This is a genomic window from Rhodococcus sp. D-6 (genome assembly GCF_040256695.1).
GTDB classification, from domain to species: Bacteria; Actinomycetota; Actinomycetes; order Mycobacteriales; family Mycobacteriaceae; genus Rhodococcus; species Rhodococcus pyridinivorans.
The window spans coordinates 4,720,099-4,737,661 of record NZ_CP132970.1; the positions used below are offsets into that span (position 1 = coordinate 4,720,099).

Consider the following 17,563-nt stretch of genomic DNA (forward strand, 5'->3'; position numbering starts at 1 on the left):
AGCCTACCCGCGGCGTAAATGTGACCTGCCGGGGCGCGGGGTCGACGGGACCGCCGTGCGTGTGCAGGTCCTGTCGATCTTGCGCGGTATTCACGACGAGAAGTGCACGCCGGAGCCGGGGCTACAGGCCCCACGTCTGACGGCCGAGTACCCGGTTCTCGTAGTGGTAGACGTTCACGCGACTCGCGGCGTAGAGCCACAGGCCGAGTGTGAGAGCGGTGTCGACGGTCGAGGGCAGCGCCAGCGCGACGACGAGGAGACCCAGCATGAGGCCGACGCCGAACACCACCAGCGCCTTCTTCCACAACCGTAGATACAGCAGGTAGAAGATGCCGAACAGGAACCCGAGCAGATTCATGTTCAGCTTCATGCGCTGCCGCAGCGGCAGGGCGCGGAAGGCCGCGGTGTATTCGGGAGACGTCTTCAGCGATCCCGGGACGCCGTATGCGGCGAAGAATTCGAAGCGGAACCGCCACGTCTCGCTCAGACCCTCGAACCTGTCGGAGCCGGCTGCGGGCATGCTGAGGTCGGTCATGATCCCCCTGATCGTCGCGGTCGTTCCCCCTGAACGACCCGCAACAGTATGCACATCTGTCACGCGGGAAACACGATCGGGTGCAATCGAGTCCGACGTTGTTGTCGAGTTCTCGGCGTTTCCTCGCACACAACGTCGGACTCGCTCGGCTCCTCGTCAGTCGCCGTCGTCCATATGGCCGGAGTCGCCCAGCCACTCGTACAGTTCCGACGTCGGTTGTATCTGCACCTGCTGCGTCTCGCCGAGCCATGCACCGGCGACGAGCGCGCCGAGGGTTCGCCCTCAGTTGTGGTGGAGGCCGAGCGCGCGTCGAAGGAAGTGCAGGCAGGCCGCCATCGGTGAAGTTCTACGGGACCGTCCGGAAGCGCAATACGGGCAACGGTCGGTCCTGTACTAGACCAACGGTTCGACTCGGCGGACGGTCGACGACAGTGCGCGTGATCAGGAAGGTGATCACCACCCCCGCGATCGAGCGCACCAGACGGTTGACGTCCACGGCGGGTCGCCCGACACGTTCCCACCGCTGATGACGTAGGCGCCGGCGGGTCGGGCCCCGCCGCCGAAGCCGCCGCCTTCACTGTTCCCAGCGTCCGCCGACGTACCACCATTTCCACCCATGCCGCCCACCTGGGGAAAGGAGGACGCATGTCCTCCATGTGGCGTCGTTCTGCGCGATATCGGGGGAGAATGACGGCGGGCGGGACGTACCGGAGATGGGAGTGACGGGGCATGAGGGCGACAGCCGAGTCGGGAGAGGCGTGGTCGGCGGAACGCCTGTTCGCGGGGCCGGGAGAATGCCTGGAACGGTTTCGGAAGACCGACTGGTCGGCCACCCCTCTGGGGCCGGTGGAGTCCTGGCCGGCGGAACTGCGCATGGCAGTGCGGACGGTATTGCCGTCCGAGGTGCCGATGCTCCTGTGGTGGGGGCCGCAGCTGGTGCAGATCTTCAACGACGCGATCATCCCCGTCCTCGGCGACAAGTACCCCGCGGCGGTCGCGCAACCGGCGCCGGAATGCTGGCACGAGGTGTGGGACGAGGTGGGCGCGCGCGTCGAACGGGCGATGGCGGGCACCGCCACCTTCGCCGAGGAAGAACTGCTGTTCATGCAGCGCCACGGCTACGAGGAAGAAACCTACTGGACCTTCTCCTACAGCCCGATCCGCGACGAGTCCGGCGAGGTCGCGGGGGTCTTCGTCGCGACCACCGACGTCACCTCACGGGTACTCGGTGAGCGTCGTCTGGAGGCTCTGAGCCGCCTGGGTACGGTGGCGATCACCGATTCGGGCCTGTCGGTGATCGACACGTGCCGGAACGCGCTGGACGCGCTCGCTCCGAGCCATCAGGACATTCCCCTGGCCGCGCTGTTCCTCGACAGCCGGGTGGTGGATCCCGATGATCCGCAACCGAACTGGAAGCAGCTCGCCGTAATGGGGACGAAGCCCGGCTTCTCGGGTGCCCTGCTCGGACCGGATGAGGACCAGCTGCTGTCGAAGGCCGCCAGAGCCTCCGAACCCTTCGTCGTCTCCGGCGTCGCCGAGCGTTCCCCGGATCTGCTCGACCCGCAGCGGGCCCTCGGCGACCATCCGATCGGCACCCTCCTCCTCGTGCCGTTGACGGCGTCGGGACACGACTTCCCGCTCGGTGTCCTCGCCGTCGGACTGAGTCCGTACCGGGTGTTCGACGCCGCGTACTCGACCTTCGTCGACCTCGTGGTCACGAAGATTTCGGGGCTGCTGCGCGATGCGTCAGCGATGGATGCCGAGCGTCGCCGGGCCGATGCGTTCGCGGCGCTCGACGCTGCCAAGACGCGGTTCCTCGAATCGATCAGCCACGAGTTCCGCACGCCGCTCACGCTGCTCCTCGGCCCGTTGCAGAGCGTGCTCGACGAGGCCACGACGTTGACGGACGCGCAGCGGCAGTCGCTGGAGGCCTCTCAGCGCGCCGCGATCCGGTTGCGGCGGCTCGTCGACGCGTTGCTCGAAGCGACGCGTGCCGAGACCGACCCGTCGCGGAAGCCCCTGAGGCCGACCGATCCGGCGGCGCTCACGGCCGAATGTGTGGACCTGTTCGCCGACGCGGCTCAGCGTGCGGGCCTGGACCTGCGCAGCCGGATCGCCGACGCGGCGGCCGAGCAGACCCGGCTCGATCCCCAGACGTGGGCTCATATCGTGCTGAACCTGCTCTCGAACGCGATCAAGTACACCCCTTCGGGGTCGGTCGAGGTGGATCTGGACGTCGAGGGCGATCGACTGGTCCTGAAGGTCGCCGATACGGGTCTCGGCATTCCGGAGTCGGAACTCGCCCGCGTCTTCGAACGGTTCCATCGCGTCGAGAGCGCCGGCGGACGCAGCCGGGAAGGGATCGGGCTGGGTCTGTCCCTCGTCTCGGACTGGGTCCACGCGCTCGGGGGAGAGGTAACCGTGTCCAGTGAACTCGGACGCGGCAGCACCTTCACCGTGTCCGTTCCCCGCGTCCTCGACCCGACGTCGGAGTCTCCGGCCGGAACCGTTCCGGGGGATCTGGGCGCCATGTACGTCGGCGAAGCGCAACAGTGGGACAGGGTCACTTTCGACGAGGACGAATCGTCCACGCAGGGAGAGGATGTGGAATCGTTGCCACGGATCCTCGTGATCGAGGACAACGCGGACATGCGTGACTACCTGACGCAGTTGTTGCGTCGCCAGAGCTGGCACGTGGATGCGGTGGGGGACAGCGATGCCGCACTCGAGCGGATCCGATCGCGACCGCCGCATCTCGTCCTCAGCGACATCATGCTCCCCGGCCGGGACGGGGTGGAGCTGCTCGGGGAGATCCGCCGCGACCCGGCGACCTCCCGTCTGCCGGTCATCCTCCTGACGGCACGTGCCGGCGCGGAGGCCACGATCGGTGGTCTGCGCACCGGCGCCGACGACTACATCACCAAACCGTTCCACCCCGATGAACTCGTCGCCCGCGTTCGCGTGAACCTCGAATTGTCGTGGCTGCGTGAGCAGATGCTCGCCGCGCGGGAGCGTGAGTCCGACCAGTTGAAGACGGCGTTGGAGACCCGGTCGACACTGAGCAAGGCCGTCGGACTGATGATGGCCACGTTCAAGTGCGACGCCGACGCGGCGTTCGACAAACTCGTCGCCTTCTCCCAGCACCGCAACGTCAAGGTGCGTGAGATCGCCGAGCAGATCGTCGGCGATTACACCGCGTCGCTCACCGATTCGTCGAAATAACTCGGGGATCAGCCGCCCTGTGACGGATCAGGCTCCCGCGTACAACTTGTCGATCTCCTCCGCGTACTTCGCGTCGATGGGCTTGCGCTTGAGCTTCATGGTCGGGGTCAGTTCGTCGCCCGAGGGTTCCCAGATCGTCGGCAGCACCGTGTACTTCTTGATCTGCTCGACCCGCGACAACTTGCTGTTCGCCTCCTCGACCGATTTCGCGATCGACTCGAGGACCACCCGATGCCGGGTGAGTTCCTCGTGGGTGCCGCTGAGACCGTGCTGTTCGGCGAAGACGGCCAGGGCGTCGGGGTCGAGTGCGAGCAGGGCGACGTTGTAGGGGCGGTCGTTGCCGATGGCGACGGCGCCACCGAGCATCGGGCACGCGGCACGCAGGGCGCCTTCGATGTTGGTGGGCGACATGTTCTTCCCCGCCGCGTTGACGATGATCTCCTTCTTCCGGTCGATCAACCGTAGGTAACCGTCCGCGTCGATCTCGCCGATGTCGCCGGTGTGCAACCAGCCGTCGGAATCGATTGCGTCGGCAGTCTTCTCGGGGTCGTTGCGGTAGCCCTTCATGAGCAGCGGGCCGGAGACGAGCAGTTCGCCGTCTTCGGCGATCCTGATCTGCGCGCACGGCACGGCCTGGCCGACGGTACCGATGCGGATGGCGCCCGGCCGGTTCATCGTGACCACGCACGAGGTCTCCGACATGCCCCACACCTCGGAGCACGGAATGCCGAGGGCGAGAACGAACTCGAGGACCTCCGGCGAGATCGCCGCGGCTCCGGTGACGGCGGCGCGGACCTGGTCGAGACCGAGTTTGCCGCGGATCGCGGACAGCACCAGCCTGTCGGCCACCGCGTGCTGCACCTCGAGGGACCGGGGGACCGGTTTGCCGTCGGACTGCAGCCGGGCGCGCTTGCGTCCGACGTCGATCGCCCACAGCGCGAGCTTCTTCTTGATCGGGCTCGACTCCTCGGCGAGGGTCTTGTCGATCGCGGCCTTGAGCTTGTACCAGACCTGGGGGACGGCGCCGAAGAGCGTCGGCCGCAGGCTCGGTAGCACGGTGATGGCCTGCTTGAGGTCGTCGAGCGTGGTGATCTGCATGCCGCTGTACAGGCTCGAGTAGTGCGAGCCCCAGCGGTTGGCGATGTGCGCGTCGGGCAGATACGACAGGATCCGGTCGTCCGGACCGATGGGCAGATACGAGCTCGTCGCTTCGAGTTCGGCGAGCAGGTTGGCGTGGGTGAGTTCGACACCCTTCGGCGGGCCTGTGGTGCCCGAGGTGTAGATGAGGGTCAGCAGGTCGGGCGGTTGCACGGCCTTCCACGAGGCCTCGAAGTCGAAGGACGGATCGATGGCGGCCTCGAGGCCGTCGAGGGAGATGGTGCCTTCCGGTTTGCCGTCGATGCACACCAGGTGCTCGACCTTCGTGTCGCCGATCGCCTGCCGCAGGACGGGGACGAACTGTTCCTCGGCGATCATCACGTGGTTGCCGGCGTTGCCGAGCACGTACGAGATCTGTTCGGCGGTCAGCGAGTTGTAGATCGAGAACGGCGCCGCGCCGAGGTGGATCGCGGCGGTGTCGAGAAGGTGGAATTCGGGCCGGTTGGTGAGCATGAGGCCGACGGTGTCCCCGCGGTTCACGCCGAGCCCGGCGAGTCCGGCGGCGAGGCGTTCGACGCGCTGCGCGTACTGACGCCAGGTGTAGGAGACGGAGTCGTCGGGGGTGCGCAGCGCGACCTTGTCGGGGTACGCCGCGGCGGTGGTCTGGAAGGCTTCGCAGAGGGTCGACGGTGAGGTGGCACGAGGGGTCATCACTGGCTCCCGAGGTCGAGGGTGGCGAAAGTGTAGGACGAAGTGCGTACATCCGCGGTCGGATCTGCCGGATTGTGTTCCGAGATTTCGCGCGCGTGTCCTGATGGGATGGACTGAGGAACAGGCAGAGTCAGATCTCGGCTGTAGTGACTCCTGTCTGTACGATTCGACCTATTTGACGTTCGTTCCGGTTTCGTGGAACCGGCGAGGGGAGAGGAACCACCGATGACCGGACCGGCAGGAAACTGGGAACCGCAACCGAAGTACCAGAGGGATCTCGAGCCAGGGGAACTCGAGGAGTTGAACCGTCTTCGCGCCTGGAAGGAAGAGCAGGAGCGCGAGGCCGAAGCTCAGCGTCTTCGAGACCACCATCAGCAGATCGCGCTCGAAGAACAGCAACGGAGAGTCGCCGAGCACCAGCAGAACCTGTATGCACAGCAGCAGAATCAGCAGCCGTATCCGCACGCGCAACAGCAGTACCCGCCACAGAATTACGCGCATCAGCAGTTCCACGGGCATCCGCAGTCTGCGTACCCGCCCCCGCAGCCGTTCGCGCCGATCCAGCAGGTCACCGTCAATAATGTGAAACGCGCGGACTGCCCCCATCTCCTGCATCTCGTCCTCACATTGATCACGTGCGGCGCGTGGCTGCCGGTATGGATCATCCACGCCATCATCGTCGCTGCGAGGAACTGAAGGTCCGGTCGTGTGGGGGTGCAACGTTTGAGCACTCCCACCCCGGGTACTGCCGGGAACATGACCACCGTGGATCGCATCGCGGATCCGTGGGGTTCGCGCACACCCTACGGACGCGGGCAACGCTGGCCCATCCGCGTCGACACCTATCTCGCCGACGGACTGACCGAGGACGATGTCGACAGATGGGTGCAGTCGGCGACCATCCTGCATTCCAACGGCGACGGCCTCGACATCGCCGTCAAGGACGGACGCATGGTGGGGGTGCGCGGACGCGCCGTCGACCGGGTCAACCACGGGCGGCTCGACCCCAAGGATCTGTTCGGCTGGCAGGCGAACCACTCGGAGGACCGGCTCACCGTGCCGTTGATCCGCCGCGACGGCAAACTCGTCGAGACCGACTGGGACACCGCGATGGATGCCGTTGCCGGTCGCACGAAACAACTGCTCGACGAGCGCGGCCCCAGTTCGGTCGGCTTCTACACCACCGGGCAGCTGTTCCTGGAGGAGTACTACACCCTCGCGCTCATCGGTCACGGTGGCATCGGCACCAACCACATGGACGGCAACACGAGGCTGTGCACAGCGACGGCGGCTGCCGCCCTCAAACAGTCCTTCGGGTGCGACGGCCAGCCCGGCTCCTACACCGACATCGATCATGCCGACGTCATCGCGCTCTACGGACACAACATGGCCGAGACGCAGACGGTGACATGGACGCGGGTCCTCGATCGGCTCGCCGGACCGAATCCGCCGGCCGTGATCTGTGTGGATCCGCGGCGGACGCCGGTCGCGCGGGCCGCGACGGTGCACCTCGCCCCGCGCCCGGGCACCAACGTCGTCCTCATGAACGGGCTGTTGCACGAGATCTTGCGACGCGGGTGGATCGACGAGAAGTACATCGAGGACCACACCGTCGGATTCGACGAACTGCGCACCCAACTCGACGACTATCCCCTCGAGAAGGCCGCCGAGATTTGCGACGTCCCCATCGAGGATCTGCGGGAGGCCGCTCGACTGCTCGGCACGGCGGAGCGGCTGCTCTCGACGGTCCTGCAGGGCTTCTACCAGTCCCATCAGGCCACCGCGGCTGCCGTGCAGGTGAACAACATCCATCTCGTGCGCGGCATGCTCGGTAGGCCCGGTTGCGGAGTCCTCCAGATGAACGGGCAGCCCACCGCGCAGAACACCCGCGAATGCGGCGCCGACGGCGACCTGCCGGCCTTCCGCAACTGGGCCAACGAATCGCACGTCGAGGACCTCGCCCGGGTGTGGAACATCGATCCGATGCGGATCCCGCACTACACCGCGCCCACCCACCTCATGCAGATGATGCGGTACGTCGAGGACGGCTCGATCCGCTTCCTCTACGTGAGCGGGACGAACCCGGCGGTGTCCCTGCCGGAACTGCGCCGGGTGCGTGAGATCCTCTCCCAGGACAGGCTTTTCCTCGTTGTGCAGGACATCTTCCTGTCGGAGACCGCGCAGCTGGCCGACGTCGTCCTGCCCGCTGCGACCTGGGGTGAGAAGACCGGGACGTTCACCAACACCGACCGGACCGTGCACCTGTCGGAGAAGGCCGTCGAACCACCCGGACAGGCCAGACCCGATCTCGACATCTTCGTCGACTACGCGCGCCGGATCGATCTGCGTGACAAGGACGGAGACCCGCTCGTGAAGTGGTCCACGCCCGAGGAGGCATTCGAGGCGTGGAAGGAGTGCACGGCCGGGCGGCCCTGCGACTACACGGGCATCACCTACGAAAAACTACGTGGCGGAAGCGGAATCCAGTGGCCGTGCAACGCCGACGCACCCGACGGGACCGAACGTCTCTACGAGGGCGGAAAGTTCTGGGCCGCACCGGACTACTGCGAGAACTACGGGCGGGACATGGTCACCGGAGCGCCGGTCGAACCCACCGAGTACCGGGCGCTGAACCCCTTCGGCAAGGCGATCATCAAGGCGGGTGAGTATCTTCCCCCGCACGAGACGGTCTCCGACGAGTATCCCTATCTACTCACCACCGGCCGCACGCTCTACCACTTCCACACCCGCACGAAGACCGGCCGCGCCCCGCAACTGCAACGCGCGGCACCGGAGGTGTGGGTGGAGATGTCGGCGGGCGACGCCGAGCGGCACGGCTGGTCGGAGGGCGACCTGCTGCGGATCGACACCCCGCGCGGGCACGTCACCGCGCGGTTGCGGATCAGCGGGATCCGGAACGGGGTGCTGTTCCTGCCGTTCCACTACGGCTACTGGGACACCCCGGCGGGCCACGAACCGGCGCTCGAGGGGCGCGCGGCCAACGAACTGACCTTCACCGACTGGGACCCGGCGTCCAAGCAACCCCTGTTCAAGTCGGGCGCCGCGCGCGTCGAACGGGTCGCCGTCGCCGAGGGCGGGCCGTCCGCGGCACCGACCACCACCGCCTCGGCACCGGTCTCCGGCAGCGTGCCCGCCACCTCGGGTGGACCGGACGCCGAGATCACCGAGACGCTCGACGACGGAGGACCGCGATGAACAAGGTCTCCCTGGCGATCCGCGAACTGCACCGCTCGGAGAACGACCTGGCGACCGAACTGCTGCGCACGGCGGACCGGCACAAGGTCGACCACGAGATCTTCCACGTTGCGCGTGACATCGCCGGCTGGTCGCAGCAGCATGTGCGCGAACTCGCCCGCGCCGGCCACGACTACGACCTCGACCTCGACGACGAGCCTCAGGGCGTCCACGAGGTGCTCGCTGAGGTGCGGCGGAAGGGAAGCGAGATGCTCGGACGCCGACACACCCCGAGTGTCCTGCTGCTGCGGGACCTGCGCACCGTGCACCGCATGGCGGCGGGTGTCTCCCTCGACTGGGAGATCCTCGCCCAGACGGCGCAGGCCCTGAGCGACCGCGAACTGCTCGCCCTCTCCGAACGCTGCCATCCGCAGACCCTGCGCCAACTGCGCTGGGCGAACGCGAAACTCAAGGAGATCGCAGCGCAGACGGTCATCACCGACTGAGCGACGGCACCGTCAGGGGCGTTCGAATCTCTCCTCGCGCCCGAGTCTGCGCAACCGGATCCACTCGCGCAGACCGGCCGGGTCGCGGCGCGTGATCAGGAAGTACCAGGCGAACCGCACCCATTCCTGGGGCAGCAACCGGCGCAGTCCCGGCTGCGACAGCAGGTAGCCGCGGTTGCGGTAGGTGAAGAAGCGCTTGGTGTCGTTGTCCGGATACTGCGTGTGCATCCGGCCGCCGAGAATCGGCTTGAACTCGTCGGCACCGTCCGGGTGCAGATAGGCCGTCTGCAGGCAGGTGCCGAACGGCAGTCCCGAGCGGACGAGACGCCGGTGCACCTCGACCTCATCGCCACGGACGAACAGGCGCAGGTCGGGCACACCCACCGCGTCGATCGCCGCGGCGGTGAAGAGCGCACCGTTGAACAGCGAGGCGATGCCGGGCAACAGGTCCTCGTCGCCGAGTTCGTGCCGCCACCGCCGCCACACCACACCGCGACGCAGCGGGAAGGCGAGGCGGTCGGGTTGCGCGATGTCGCACACGACCGGCGACACCTCGGCCAGGCCGTTGCGTTGCGCGCAGTCGAGCAGCGTCGCGAGCACGTCCGGTCCCTCTGGGCGGCCGTCGTCGTCGGCGAGCCACACCCGGTCGGCTCCCAGCGACAGCGCGTACAGGATGCCGAGGGCGAAGCCGCCTGCTCCACCGAGATTGTGCTTCGAGCCGAGATAACTCGTGGGCAGGTCCACCGCGTCGACGAGCTCACGCACCGCGTCCTCGTCGCCGTTGTCGACCACCACGAGATGGTCGAGCGGACGGGACTGCGAGGCAAGAACTTTCAGCGAATCCGCCAGCAGTTCGCGTCGGCGGTGTGTGACGACGACGCCGATGATCCGTTCGTCAGCCACCGTTCGAACCCGTCGAGGCCGCGGCGTCGGGGGCGGACTTCGCGATCCGCTCACGCTCGAGCTCGTGGAGGATCGTGCGCACGTGATCGCCGGCCTCGTCGCCCTCGTAGGCGCGCACCACGTGCTCGATGTCGCCCTGCTCGCGGATCTGGCCGTGGTCGATCCACATCGCCTGGTCGCACAGTTGGGCGAGGAACTCGTTCGAATGGCTGGCGAACACGAGGATGCCCGAGCGCGCGACGAGATCCTGCAGACGCACCCGCGCCTTCTTCATGAACTCCGCGTCGACCGCGCCGATGCCCTCGTCGAGCAGCAGGATCTCGGGATCGATGCTGGTGACAACGCCGAGCGCGACACGCACCCGCATACCGGTCGAGTAGGTGCGCAGCGGCATGTTGAGGTAGTCGCCGAGCTCGGTGAAGTCCGCGATCTCGTCGACCTTGGCCAGCATCTGCTTGCGGCTCATCCCGAGGAACATGCCGCGGATGATGATGTTCTCGTAGCCGGAGATCTCCGGGTCCATGCCGACGCCGAGGTCGAACACCGGCGCGACGCGACCCTTCACCCGAGCGTGGCCGCGCGTGGGCTCGTAGATCCCGGAGAGCAGACGCAGCAGCGTGGACTTGCCGGCACCGTTGTGGCCGACGAGCCCGACGCGGTCGCCTTCCTTCAACGACATCGTGATGTCGCGCAGAGCCTCGACGACCACGACATCGGAGTCGTTGCGGCCGATCGCCCCGCCCGCCTTACCCAGGAAGGCCTTCTTCAAGGACCGGGTCTTGGCGTCGAAGATGGGAAAGTCGACGCACGCGCCGCGCGTTTCGATGCTGACCCGACTCACGATGCTGCTCCAGACGCTGACACGGGACCCGAGCGTACCCGTCGCGCCGATACCCGAGTCCCGGGGCGTACCCGGTGGGACTACAGGTACTGGCCGGTTCCGGGGTGGGTCTGACCGGGAAACGATTGATCGTTCTGGCCGCGACCGCCCTGCGCGACGCCGGGAGGAAGCGCTCCCTGACGCATCTGCTCGAGCTGGGCACGAGCCGCCATCTGCTGAGCGAACAGCGCTGTCTGGATGCCGTGGAACAGACCTTCGAGCCAACCGACGAGCTGAGCCTGCGCGATGCGCAGCTCGGCGTCGGAGGGCACCGCGTCCTCACCGAAGGGCAGCGCGAGCCGCTCGAGTTCCTCCCGCAGATCGGGGGCGAGGCCCTGACCGAGTTCGCGGATGGACGACAGGTGGATGTCCTTGAGCCGGGTGCGGCTGGCGTCGTCGAGCGGCGCGGCCTTCACCTCTTCGAGGAGCTGTTTGATCATGGTGCCGATCCGCATGACCTTCGCCGGCTGCTCGACCATGTCGGCCAGGGATTCGCCGCCGTTCTCGGTCTTCTCCTCCTCCGGCCGGCCGTCGGCCTCCACGCGGGCCGCCTCCTCGCGGGAGACACGGATGGGCCGGCCGTCGGGGCCGATCACGAGAACCTGGTCGTTGTCCGGATGCGTCATGGCTCCATTCTCCCTTTCCCACCTCGGGGGTGCCCGGTTACCCGAGGGACCCGGAGTGCCGGGTACCCCGATCGAGCCTACCGAGAGGGCAACGCCGAGTGCAGGTACGGCGCGTCCCATTGACATCGGGACCTAGAGTGTCTGCCATGGCTTACGACGTTGCCCGGATCCGGGGGTTGATCCCCTCGCTCGGGGACGGGTGGATCCATCTCGATCCACGGGCCGGTATGCAGATCCCCGATGTGGTGTCGCGCACCGTGTCCACTGCCTTCCGCAACTCGGCCGCGTCGTCGACCGGACGGCACCTGTCGTCACGTCGCAGCGCCGCGATCCTCCAGGAGGCGCGCGTCGCGGTCGCGGAACTCGTGGGTGCCGATCCGGACGGGGTCGTCCTGGGCCCGAGCCACGCGGTGTTGCTCGCCTGGCTCGCCGAAGCACTCAGTTCCCGCCTCGGGCTCGGCACCGGCATGGTGCTCTCACGGCTCGACGACGAGGCGAACATCGCTCCCTGGTTGCGGGTCGCGAGCCGCTACGGCGCGCAGGTGCGCTGGGCCGAGGTCGAGATCGAGACGTGCGAGCTGCCCACCTGGCAGTACGAGGAACTCATCACGCCCACCACCCGGCTCGTCGCGCTCACCGCGGCGTCGTCGATCGTCGGCACCGCGCCCGACGTGCGGGTCGTCGCGGATCTCGTCCACGAGGTCGGTGGGCTCATGGTCGTCGACGCCGCGGGCGCTGCCCCCTACGCCCACGTCGACATCGACGATCTCGGCGCCGACGTCATCACCGTCGACATCGCCTCGTGGGGCGGCCCGCAGATCGGTGCGCTCGTCTTCTCCGACCCCGCGCATCTCGAACGGGTTCCGGCCATGTCGCTGAACCCGCACGCGCGCGGCGCCGAACGCCTCGAGGTGGGCGGTCACCAGTTCGGTCTGCTCGCCGGTATCCCCGCGTCCATCGACTTCATGGCCTCACTGGACGACGACGCCACCGGTTCGCGCCGCGAGCGTCTCGACATCTCGATCAGCTCGATGCAGAACTACCAGGACGTGCTGTTCGACCGTCTGATGCGACAGCTCGACAGTCTCACCGGCGTGATCGTGCTCGGCCGCGCGTCGAGCCGCGTCCCCACCCTCAGCTTCACCGTCGACGGGGTCCCGGCCGAGAAGGTCGCCGCGCATCTCGCCGACCGCCGCATCGCGACGGTGGCGAGCACCCGCGGATCGAGCCGGCTCCTCGACTCCCTCGGCGTCAGCGACGAAGGGGGAGCGGTGAGCATCGGCCTCGCCCCCTACACCACGAGCTTCGAGGTCGATCAGCTCGTCCGTGAGCTCCGCAACCTCTAGTTCCGTTCGATCCGCAGCACGACCTTCCCGACGGTCTCGGGGCTGTCGAGCAGTTCGTGCGCCTGTGCCGCCTCGGTGATCGGCAGCTCGGCGTGCACGACGGGATGGACCTTCGCCTCCTCGATGAGCGGCCACAGATCGGCGCGCACGGAGTCGATGATCGCGCTCTTGCCCGACGGCCCCGAGTCCGGACGGCCGCGCAGACCGGTCGCGATGACGTGACCGCGCTTGGCGAGCAACTTGCCGAGGTGCAGTTCACCCTTCGTGCCACCCTGCATGCCGATGACGACGAGCCGTCCGTCCGGAGCGAGGACGTCGATGTTCCGGGACAGGTACTTCGCACCCATGTTGTCGAGCACCACGTCGGCGCCACCGAAGGCAGTGCGCACCTCGGAGACGAAGTCCTGTTCGCGGTAGTCGATCGCCAGGTCGGCGCCGAGTTCGCGGCAGCGGTCGAGTTTGCCGGCCGAGGCCGTCACCGCCACCTTCGCGCCGAGCGCCTTGCCCACCTGGATGGCATGTGTGCCGATGCCTCCGCCGCCACCGTGGACGAGCAGGACGTCGCCGCGCTTCAGGCCGGCGGTCATCACGACGTTCGACCACACCGTGCACGCGATCTCGGGAAGCGACGCGGCGACCGCGATGTCCATGCCCTTCGGGACGGGCAGCAGCTGGGAGGCAGGGACCGCGACCTTCTCGGCGTAACCGCCACCGGTGAGGAGGGCACAGACCTTGTCGCCGATGTTCCAGCCCGTCACACCCTCGCCGAGTTCGGAGATCACTCCGGAGCATTCGAGGCCCAGGATGTCGCTCGCCCCCGGGGGCGGCGGGTAGAGGCCGCGCCGTTGCAGCAGGTCGGCGCGGTTGACCGCGGTCGCCGCGACATCGAGAAGTACGTGCCCGGGAGGCAGGTCCGGGTCGGGCTGCTCGGTCCACCGGAGAACTTCTGGACCACCGGGTTCGGTGGCGACGATTGCATACATGTGTTCGACGCTATCGCGTGCGGGGCAGTGAGGAGACGATCACGCCGCTCGCCGCGCGCTCACCTGCTCGAAGCTACCGTGCGGTAACCGGATCGGGCCGTCGGCATTACACTCCCGGCGTGACCAGCGAACGAGACGAACCCAAGTGGCTGACCGCAAAGGAGCAGGAGGCCTGGCGTCTCTACATGGACGGCAACAACCGTCTCATGAGCGCCCTCAGTCGGTCTCTCAACGACCGACACGACCTGTCGCTGGCGGAGTATCGGATCCTGGTCATGCTCTCCGAAGCCCCCGAGGGCGCCCTGCGCATGAGCGATCTCGCCGACGGCGTGCTCTCCTCACGCAGCCGGCTCACCCATCAGATCCGGCGGATGGAGCAGGAGAAGATGGTCGTGCGCAGCTCGTGCCCCGACGACGGTCGCGGTGTGCTCGCCACCATCACCGACGAAGGCAGGCGGCGTCTGGCGGAGGCCGCCCCCACCCACGTCGACGACGTGCGCAACTACCTCATCGACCTGCTGTCGGCCGACGAGCTCGACATGCTGGCGCGGGTCTTCGCGCGCGTCGAGCACACTCTGGCCGACCGCTGAGGTCGCGAATCGGTTATGCCCTGCTTGCGCGGAGCGGTTAGGATCTGCCACGGAAGCGTGGCAGAGCGGCCGAATGCACTCGCCTTGAAAGCGAGCTTGGGTAACACCAACGGGGGTTCAAATCCCTCCGCTTCCGCCACGGAAGAGGTTCCGGCACCCGTCAGGGAGTCGGAGCCTCTTCTCGTTTCTACCGCCGGGTGGCGACCATCTTCTCCTCGAGGATCCAGGTGCGCCCCTCGTCCCCAGCTTCCGTCGAACCGTGAGAAGGCCTCGAGCTTCGGGTCGGCGACGCCGGTCAGAAGAGTGGCACCGAGAGCATTCATGCGGCCGGTGTGCCCGCGCCGTGCGGGCATGTCCCCGGTTCCCGTGGACCGATCACACCTGTCAGCTCGGTCCGGCGGCCACCGCTCGTTCCACGGCCGCGGCCGCACCGTCGTGCCAGGGCTCACCGTGGCCGACGAGGACGTGCTTCGCGCCGGTGCCGGCGATGGCTGCCAGCGAGGCGAGGGCCGTCCTGCTGTCGGCGGTCGCCGCACCCGAGACGATCTGCGGACCGTGCCTGCCCGTGTACGGATCGAGGGTGACGATGGCGTCGCCGACGATCACGGTGTCGCGGTCCGGGAGATGCAGCGCGCAGTGCCCGTAGGTGTGGCCGGGTGTGTGCAGGGGGACGGGGCGGCCCGGCAGGTCGAGCGGTTGGGAGTCCTGGAAGAGCGTCACGTCGTGGACCCCGCGCACCCACAGCGCACCGGCCACGGTCATCCGGGCGAGAACGGGGATGCAGGCGGGATATCGAACGGGATAGAGCAGCCGGTTGCGTTCGTGCTGGTAACGATAGGGGTGGGCGGCGAGGAACTTCTCGTCGCGATGCGCCCATACCGGAACCCGCCACCGTTCACGCAGCCGCTTCGCCGACCCGACGTGATCGAAGTGGGCGTGCGTGAGGACGACTCCCTGCACGTCGTCGATCCGGCGACCGATGCGTGAGATCGCCTCTTCGATGCGACCAGCGGTCGCGGGTAGTCCCGTGTCGACGACGGTCACTCCGGCGTCGTCCTCGATCAGGTAGACGTTGACGTCGGCGTGCGCGAGGCGATGCACGCCCGGTGCGACATCCGTGTGGAGCATGGCGGCCCTTCGCTCGGGTGAACGTGCGGGTTCAGCTGTGTCCGTCGATCTCGTCGGCGATGAAGGCGGCCCACGACCGCACCTCGTCCTCACCTGCGGACGGACTGAACGACCGGTAGTCGAGCGCGGCGAGTTCGGGAACCAGATCCGTTGTGTCCTCGGTGCTTTCGTCGCCCACCGCGAACAACCACACGAGCTGCTGACTCAGCCCGGAGGCCCGCGACGACAACAGTTCGACGGTGTCGGGCGAGTACTCGCCGGCGTCGACCTCGCCTCCGAAGACGACGCCCTCGAACTCTTCCGACCGCTCGAGATCGGAGGTGTCACCGACGGTGACGTCGATGTCCCGCTCTCCCAGCGCGTCGGCGACGAGCCGGGCGATCTTCTGGGCCGGACCTTCGGAGCTGTCCGTGACGACGAGAACGGTCATTGTGTCTCCAGCATGTTCGGCGGCTTGGGTTCACTGGTGCGTTCCCGGTCCCCGAGGGGCGGAAACATGCCCCCCGGCCGTGTCAGCGGTAGACGCCGAGTGCCCGCACCCCCGGCGCCCCCGACCGGCGGACGAACTCGGAGTCGGCGAGGCGTTCGTCCGCACCGAGATCCAGCGACAGGTCGACGGTGGTGGCGAGCCGGTAGGGCTTGCTCTCGATCACGTCCCCGATCGCGCGTCGCAGTCGCGACACCTCGGCGCGTACCGACACGGCATGGTCGTCGTCCCCGTAGAGGGCCCGGCTGAGCGCTGCGACCGTCATGCCGTCCGGGCCGCGCTCGTGCAGCAACAGCAGGATCTCGGCCTGACGTGCGGTGACGATGCTGTGCCACGAGTCGTCGTCCCCGAAGACCTCCACTGTGGGCGACGACGACACGTGCAGCACCATCCGCATGCGCGACGACGAGGCCGCGCCACGGATCAGCCAGCCGTGCGAAAGCCGCTCGGGCACACACAGTCCCATACCGGGAACGGTCAGTGGGCGTGCGTGCCGCGGAACCGCGACCCGCTCGGCGGCGATACCGGAGGCGTGCGCGACCCAGCCGTCCTCGTCGACGAGCAGCACCGGTCCCCGCGTCGACGACAGCAACGGAGCAGCCTCGGTGCGCAGCCGTTCGAGTCGCACCTCGTGCCGTCGCCACAGTTGTGCTTCGGCGAGCCGGACGGCGGTGTCGACGAGGGCGATGATGGCCGGGTGCAGGGTCAGCGCGGGACCGCTGACGTCGACGATGCCCAGTAGGTCGCCGCGGATCGGATCGTGGATCGGCGCAGCGGTGCAGTACCAGGGATGCTGGGTCGTCTCGAAGTGTTCACCCGAGAACAACTGCACGGGCGCGGCCTCCGCGAGCGCCGTGCCGATGGCGTTCGTGCCGACGGTCGACTCGGTCCACACAGTTCCCTCCTGGAAACCGAGGGCGTCGGCGCGTGACCGGATCGGTGCCGAACCGCTGCGCCAGAGGATCACGCCGTCGGCGTCGGTCACCACCAGCAGCAGATGCGAGGCGTCGGCGACGGGTGTGATGACCTGCTCGAGATCGCCGATCACCGCGGAGAGGGCGGACGCGCGGCGACGTCGCTCGATCTCCGCGACGGGCAGCCGGCTGCGTTCGTTGGTGCCGGTGGGATCGAGGCCCGCGTCGAGCACGCGCTGCCACGAACGGGACACGAGCGGACGGGGTCGCATGGGTGACCGGGCGCCGCCGATGACCGCGTCGTGCATCCGCGTCAACTCGCGCGCGTAGCGCGACAGGTCGGTGCCGGGCGCGATCGCGCTGAACGTGGTCACGGTCTCCTCTTCGTCGTCGTCCTCGGAGCATAGGTGGCAAATGTGTGCTGCGCCACAAGTGGGGC

General features: G+C 67.8%; 15 protein-coding genes and 1 tRNA gene. 7 read left to right on the plus strand and 9 right to left on the minus strand.

The features are described from left to right. Window positions 1-121: 121 nt before the first annotated feature. Entirely contained in the window at window positions 122-535 is a 414-nt protein-coding gene (locus RBB84_RS22225) for a DUF2628 domain-containing protein (RefSeq protein ID WP_006553472.1), read from the minus strand. Between the two features lie 729 nt (window positions 536-1,264). On the opposite strand from RBB84_RS22225, the gene RBB84_RS22230 reads away from it, so the two are divergent. Continuing rightward, entirely contained in the window at window positions 1,265-3,757 is a 2,493-nt protein-coding gene (locus RBB84_RS22230; RefSeq protein WP_350246870.1) for a response regulator, read from the plus strand. 27 nt (window positions 3,758-3,784) lie between these two features. Here the strand turns inward: RBB84_RS22230 and RBB84_RS22235 are convergent, their stop codons facing one another. Continuing rightward, window positions 3,785-5,566 carry a long-chain fatty acid--CoA ligase gene (locus tag RBB84_RS22235; protein WP_350246872.1) on the minus strand — a complete coding sequence of 594 codons (1,782 nt, stop codon included), beginning with the start codon at window positions 5,564-5,566 and terminating at the stop codon, window positions 3,785-3,787. A 225-nt stretch (window positions 5,567-5,791) separates the two neighbouring features. Between RBB84_RS22235 and RBB84_RS22240 the strand changes: the two genes are divergently transcribed. From RBB84_RS22240 to RBB84_RS22250, 3 genes are read left to right on the plus strand one after another with little or no spacing between them, the layout of a single operon-like run. Beyond that, the gene (locus RBB84_RS22240) at window positions 5,792-6,262 is read left to right on the plus strand and encodes a hypothetical protein (RefSeq protein ID WP_138841334.1); all 471 of its coding nucleotides are present in this window, start codon (window positions 5,792-5,794) and stop codon (window positions 6,260-6,262) included. A 60-nt stretch (window positions 6,263-6,322) separates the two neighbouring features. Further along, complete coding sequence (locus RBB84_RS22245) at window positions 6,323-8,782, plus strand: nitrate reductase (protein ID WP_064257193.1); 2,460 nt, start codon at window positions 6,323-6,325, stop codon at window positions 8,780-8,782. Next, a complete protein-coding gene (locus tag RBB84_RS22250; protein ID WP_064257192.1) occupies window positions 8,779-9,267 on the plus strand; it encodes a hypothetical protein in 489 nt (162 codons plus the stop codon). The genes RBB84_RS22245 and RBB84_RS22250 overlap by 4 nt, the downstream gene beginning before the upstream one ends. 12 nt (window positions 9,268-9,279) lie before the next feature. Here the strand turns inward: RBB84_RS22250 and RBB84_RS22255 are convergent, their stop codons facing one another. From RBB84_RS22255 to RBB84_RS22265, 3 genes are all read right to left on the minus strand, one after another. Beyond that, the gene (locus tag RBB84_RS22255; RefSeq protein WP_064257191.1) at window positions 9,280-10,170 is read right to left on the minus strand and encodes a glycosyltransferase family 2 protein; all 891 of its coding nucleotides are present in this window, start codon (window positions 10,168-10,170) and stop codon (window positions 9,280-9,282) included. Further along, complete coding sequence (locus RBB84_RS22260) at window positions 10,163-11,014, minus strand: ABC transporter ATP-binding protein (RefSeq protein ID WP_085989319.1); 852 nt, start codon at window positions 11,012-11,014, stop codon at window positions 10,163-10,165. The genes RBB84_RS22255 and RBB84_RS22260 overlap by 8 nt, the downstream gene beginning before the upstream one ends. 77 nt (window positions 11,015-11,091) lie before the next feature. Beyond that, window positions 11,092-11,676, minus strand: coding sequence for a bacterial proteasome activator family protein (locus RBB84_RS22265; protein WP_006553480.1), 585 nt, complete (start codon window positions 11,674-11,676; stop codon window positions 11,092-11,094). Window positions 11,677-11,822: 146 nt separating this feature from the next. Here RBB84_RS22265 and RBB84_RS22270 point away from each other — a divergent pair, with 146 nt between their 5' ends. Further along, on the plus strand, window positions 11,823-13,022 hold the full coding sequence (locus RBB84_RS22270) for a cysteine desulfurase-like protein (protein ID WP_024102719.1): 1,200 nt from the start codon (window positions 11,823-11,825) through the stop codon (window positions 13,020-13,022). Here RBB84_RS22270 and RBB84_RS22275 read toward each other — a convergent pair. After that, window positions 13,019-14,005 carry an NAD(P)H-quinone oxidoreductase gene (locus RBB84_RS22275; protein WP_006553482.1) on the minus strand — a complete coding sequence of 329 codons (987 nt, stop codon included), beginning with the start codon at window positions 14,003-14,005 and terminating at the stop codon, window positions 13,019-13,021. The two genes, RBB84_RS22270 and RBB84_RS22275, sit on opposite strands and share 4 nt — an antisense overlap. A 119-nt stretch (window positions 14,006-14,124) precedes the next feature. Here RBB84_RS22275 and RBB84_RS22280 point away from each other — a divergent pair, with 119 nt between their 5' ends. After that, window positions 14,125-14,595 carry a MarR family transcriptional regulator gene (locus RBB84_RS22280; RefSeq protein WP_006553483.1) on the plus strand — a complete coding sequence of 157 codons (471 nt, stop codon included), beginning with the start codon at window positions 14,125-14,127 and terminating at the stop codon, window positions 14,593-14,595. Between the two features lie 51 nt (window positions 14,596-14,646). Continuing rightward, window positions 14,647-14,734 (plus strand) — tRNA-Ser (locus tag RBB84_RS22285). A 245-nt stretch (window positions 14,735-14,979) separates the two neighbouring features. On the opposite strand, the gene RBB84_RS22290 is transcribed toward RBB84_RS22285, so the two are convergent. From RBB84_RS22290 to RBB84_RS22300, 3 genes are all read right to left on the minus strand, one after another. After that, a complete protein-coding gene (locus RBB84_RS22290; protein ID WP_006553497.1) occupies window positions 14,980-15,723 on the minus strand; it encodes an MBL fold metallo-hydrolase in 744 nt (247 codons plus the stop codon). Window positions 15,724-15,754: 31 nt separating this feature from the next. Beyond that, window positions 15,755-16,153: a flavodoxin domain-containing protein gene (locus tag RBB84_RS22295; protein WP_064257190.1), complete on the minus strand. Its 399-nt coding sequence runs from the start codon at window positions 16,151-16,153 to the stop codon at window positions 15,755-15,757. Window positions 16,154-16,235: 82 nt separating this feature from the next. Continuing rightward, the gene (locus RBB84_RS22300; RefSeq protein ID WP_019290322.1) at window positions 16,236-17,498 is read right to left on the minus strand and encodes a GAF domain-containing protein; all 1,263 of its coding nucleotides are present in this window, start codon (window positions 17,496-17,498) and stop codon (window positions 16,236-16,238) included. Window positions 17,499-17,563: the final 65 nt, after the last annotated feature.

Bases quoted from the DNA above. Each gene is read 5' to 3' on its own strand.
- RBB84_RS22225 (WP_006553472.1), bottom strand. From the start codon at position 535: ATGACCGACCTCAGCATGCCCGCAGCCGGCTCCGACAGGTTCGAGGGT.
- RBB84_RS22230 (WP_350246870.1), top strand. From the start codon at position 1,265: ATGAGGGCGACAGCCGAGTCGGGAGAGGCGTGGTCGGCGGAACGCCTG.
- RBB84_RS22235 (WP_350246872.1), bottom strand. From the start codon at position 5,566: ATGACCCCTCGTGCCACCTCACCGTCGACCCTCTGCGAAGCCTTCCAG.
- RBB84_RS22240 (WP_138841334.1), top strand. From the start codon at position 5,792: ATGACCGGACCGGCAGGAAACTGGGAACCGCAACCGAAGTACCAGAGG.
- RBB84_RS22245 (WP_064257193.1), top strand. From the start codon at position 6,323: ATGACCACCGTGGATCGCATCGCGGATCCGTGGGGTTCGCGCACACCC.
- RBB84_RS22250 (WP_064257192.1), top strand. From the start codon at position 8,779: ATGAACAAGGTCTCCCTGGCGATCCGCGAACTGCACCGCTCGGAGAAC.
- RBB84_RS22265 (WP_006553480.1), bottom strand. From the start codon at position 11,676: ATGACGCATCCGGACAACGACCAGGTTCTCGTGATCGGCCCCGACGGC.
- RBB84_RS22270 (WP_024102719.1), top strand. From the start codon at position 11,823: ATGGCTTACGACGTTGCCCGGATCCGGGGGTTGATCCCCTCGCTCGGG.
- RBB84_RS22275 (WP_006553482.1), bottom strand. From the start codon at position 14,005: ATGTATGCAATCGTCGCCACCGAACCCGGTGGTCCAGAAGTTCTCCGG.
- RBB84_RS22290 (WP_006553497.1), bottom strand. From the start codon at position 15,723: ATGCTCCACACGGATGTCGCACCGGGCGTGCATCGCCTCGCGCACGCC.
- RBB84_RS22295 (WP_064257190.1), bottom strand. From the start codon at position 16,153: ATGACCGTTCTCGTCGTCACGGACAGCTCCGAAGGTCCGGCCCAGAAG.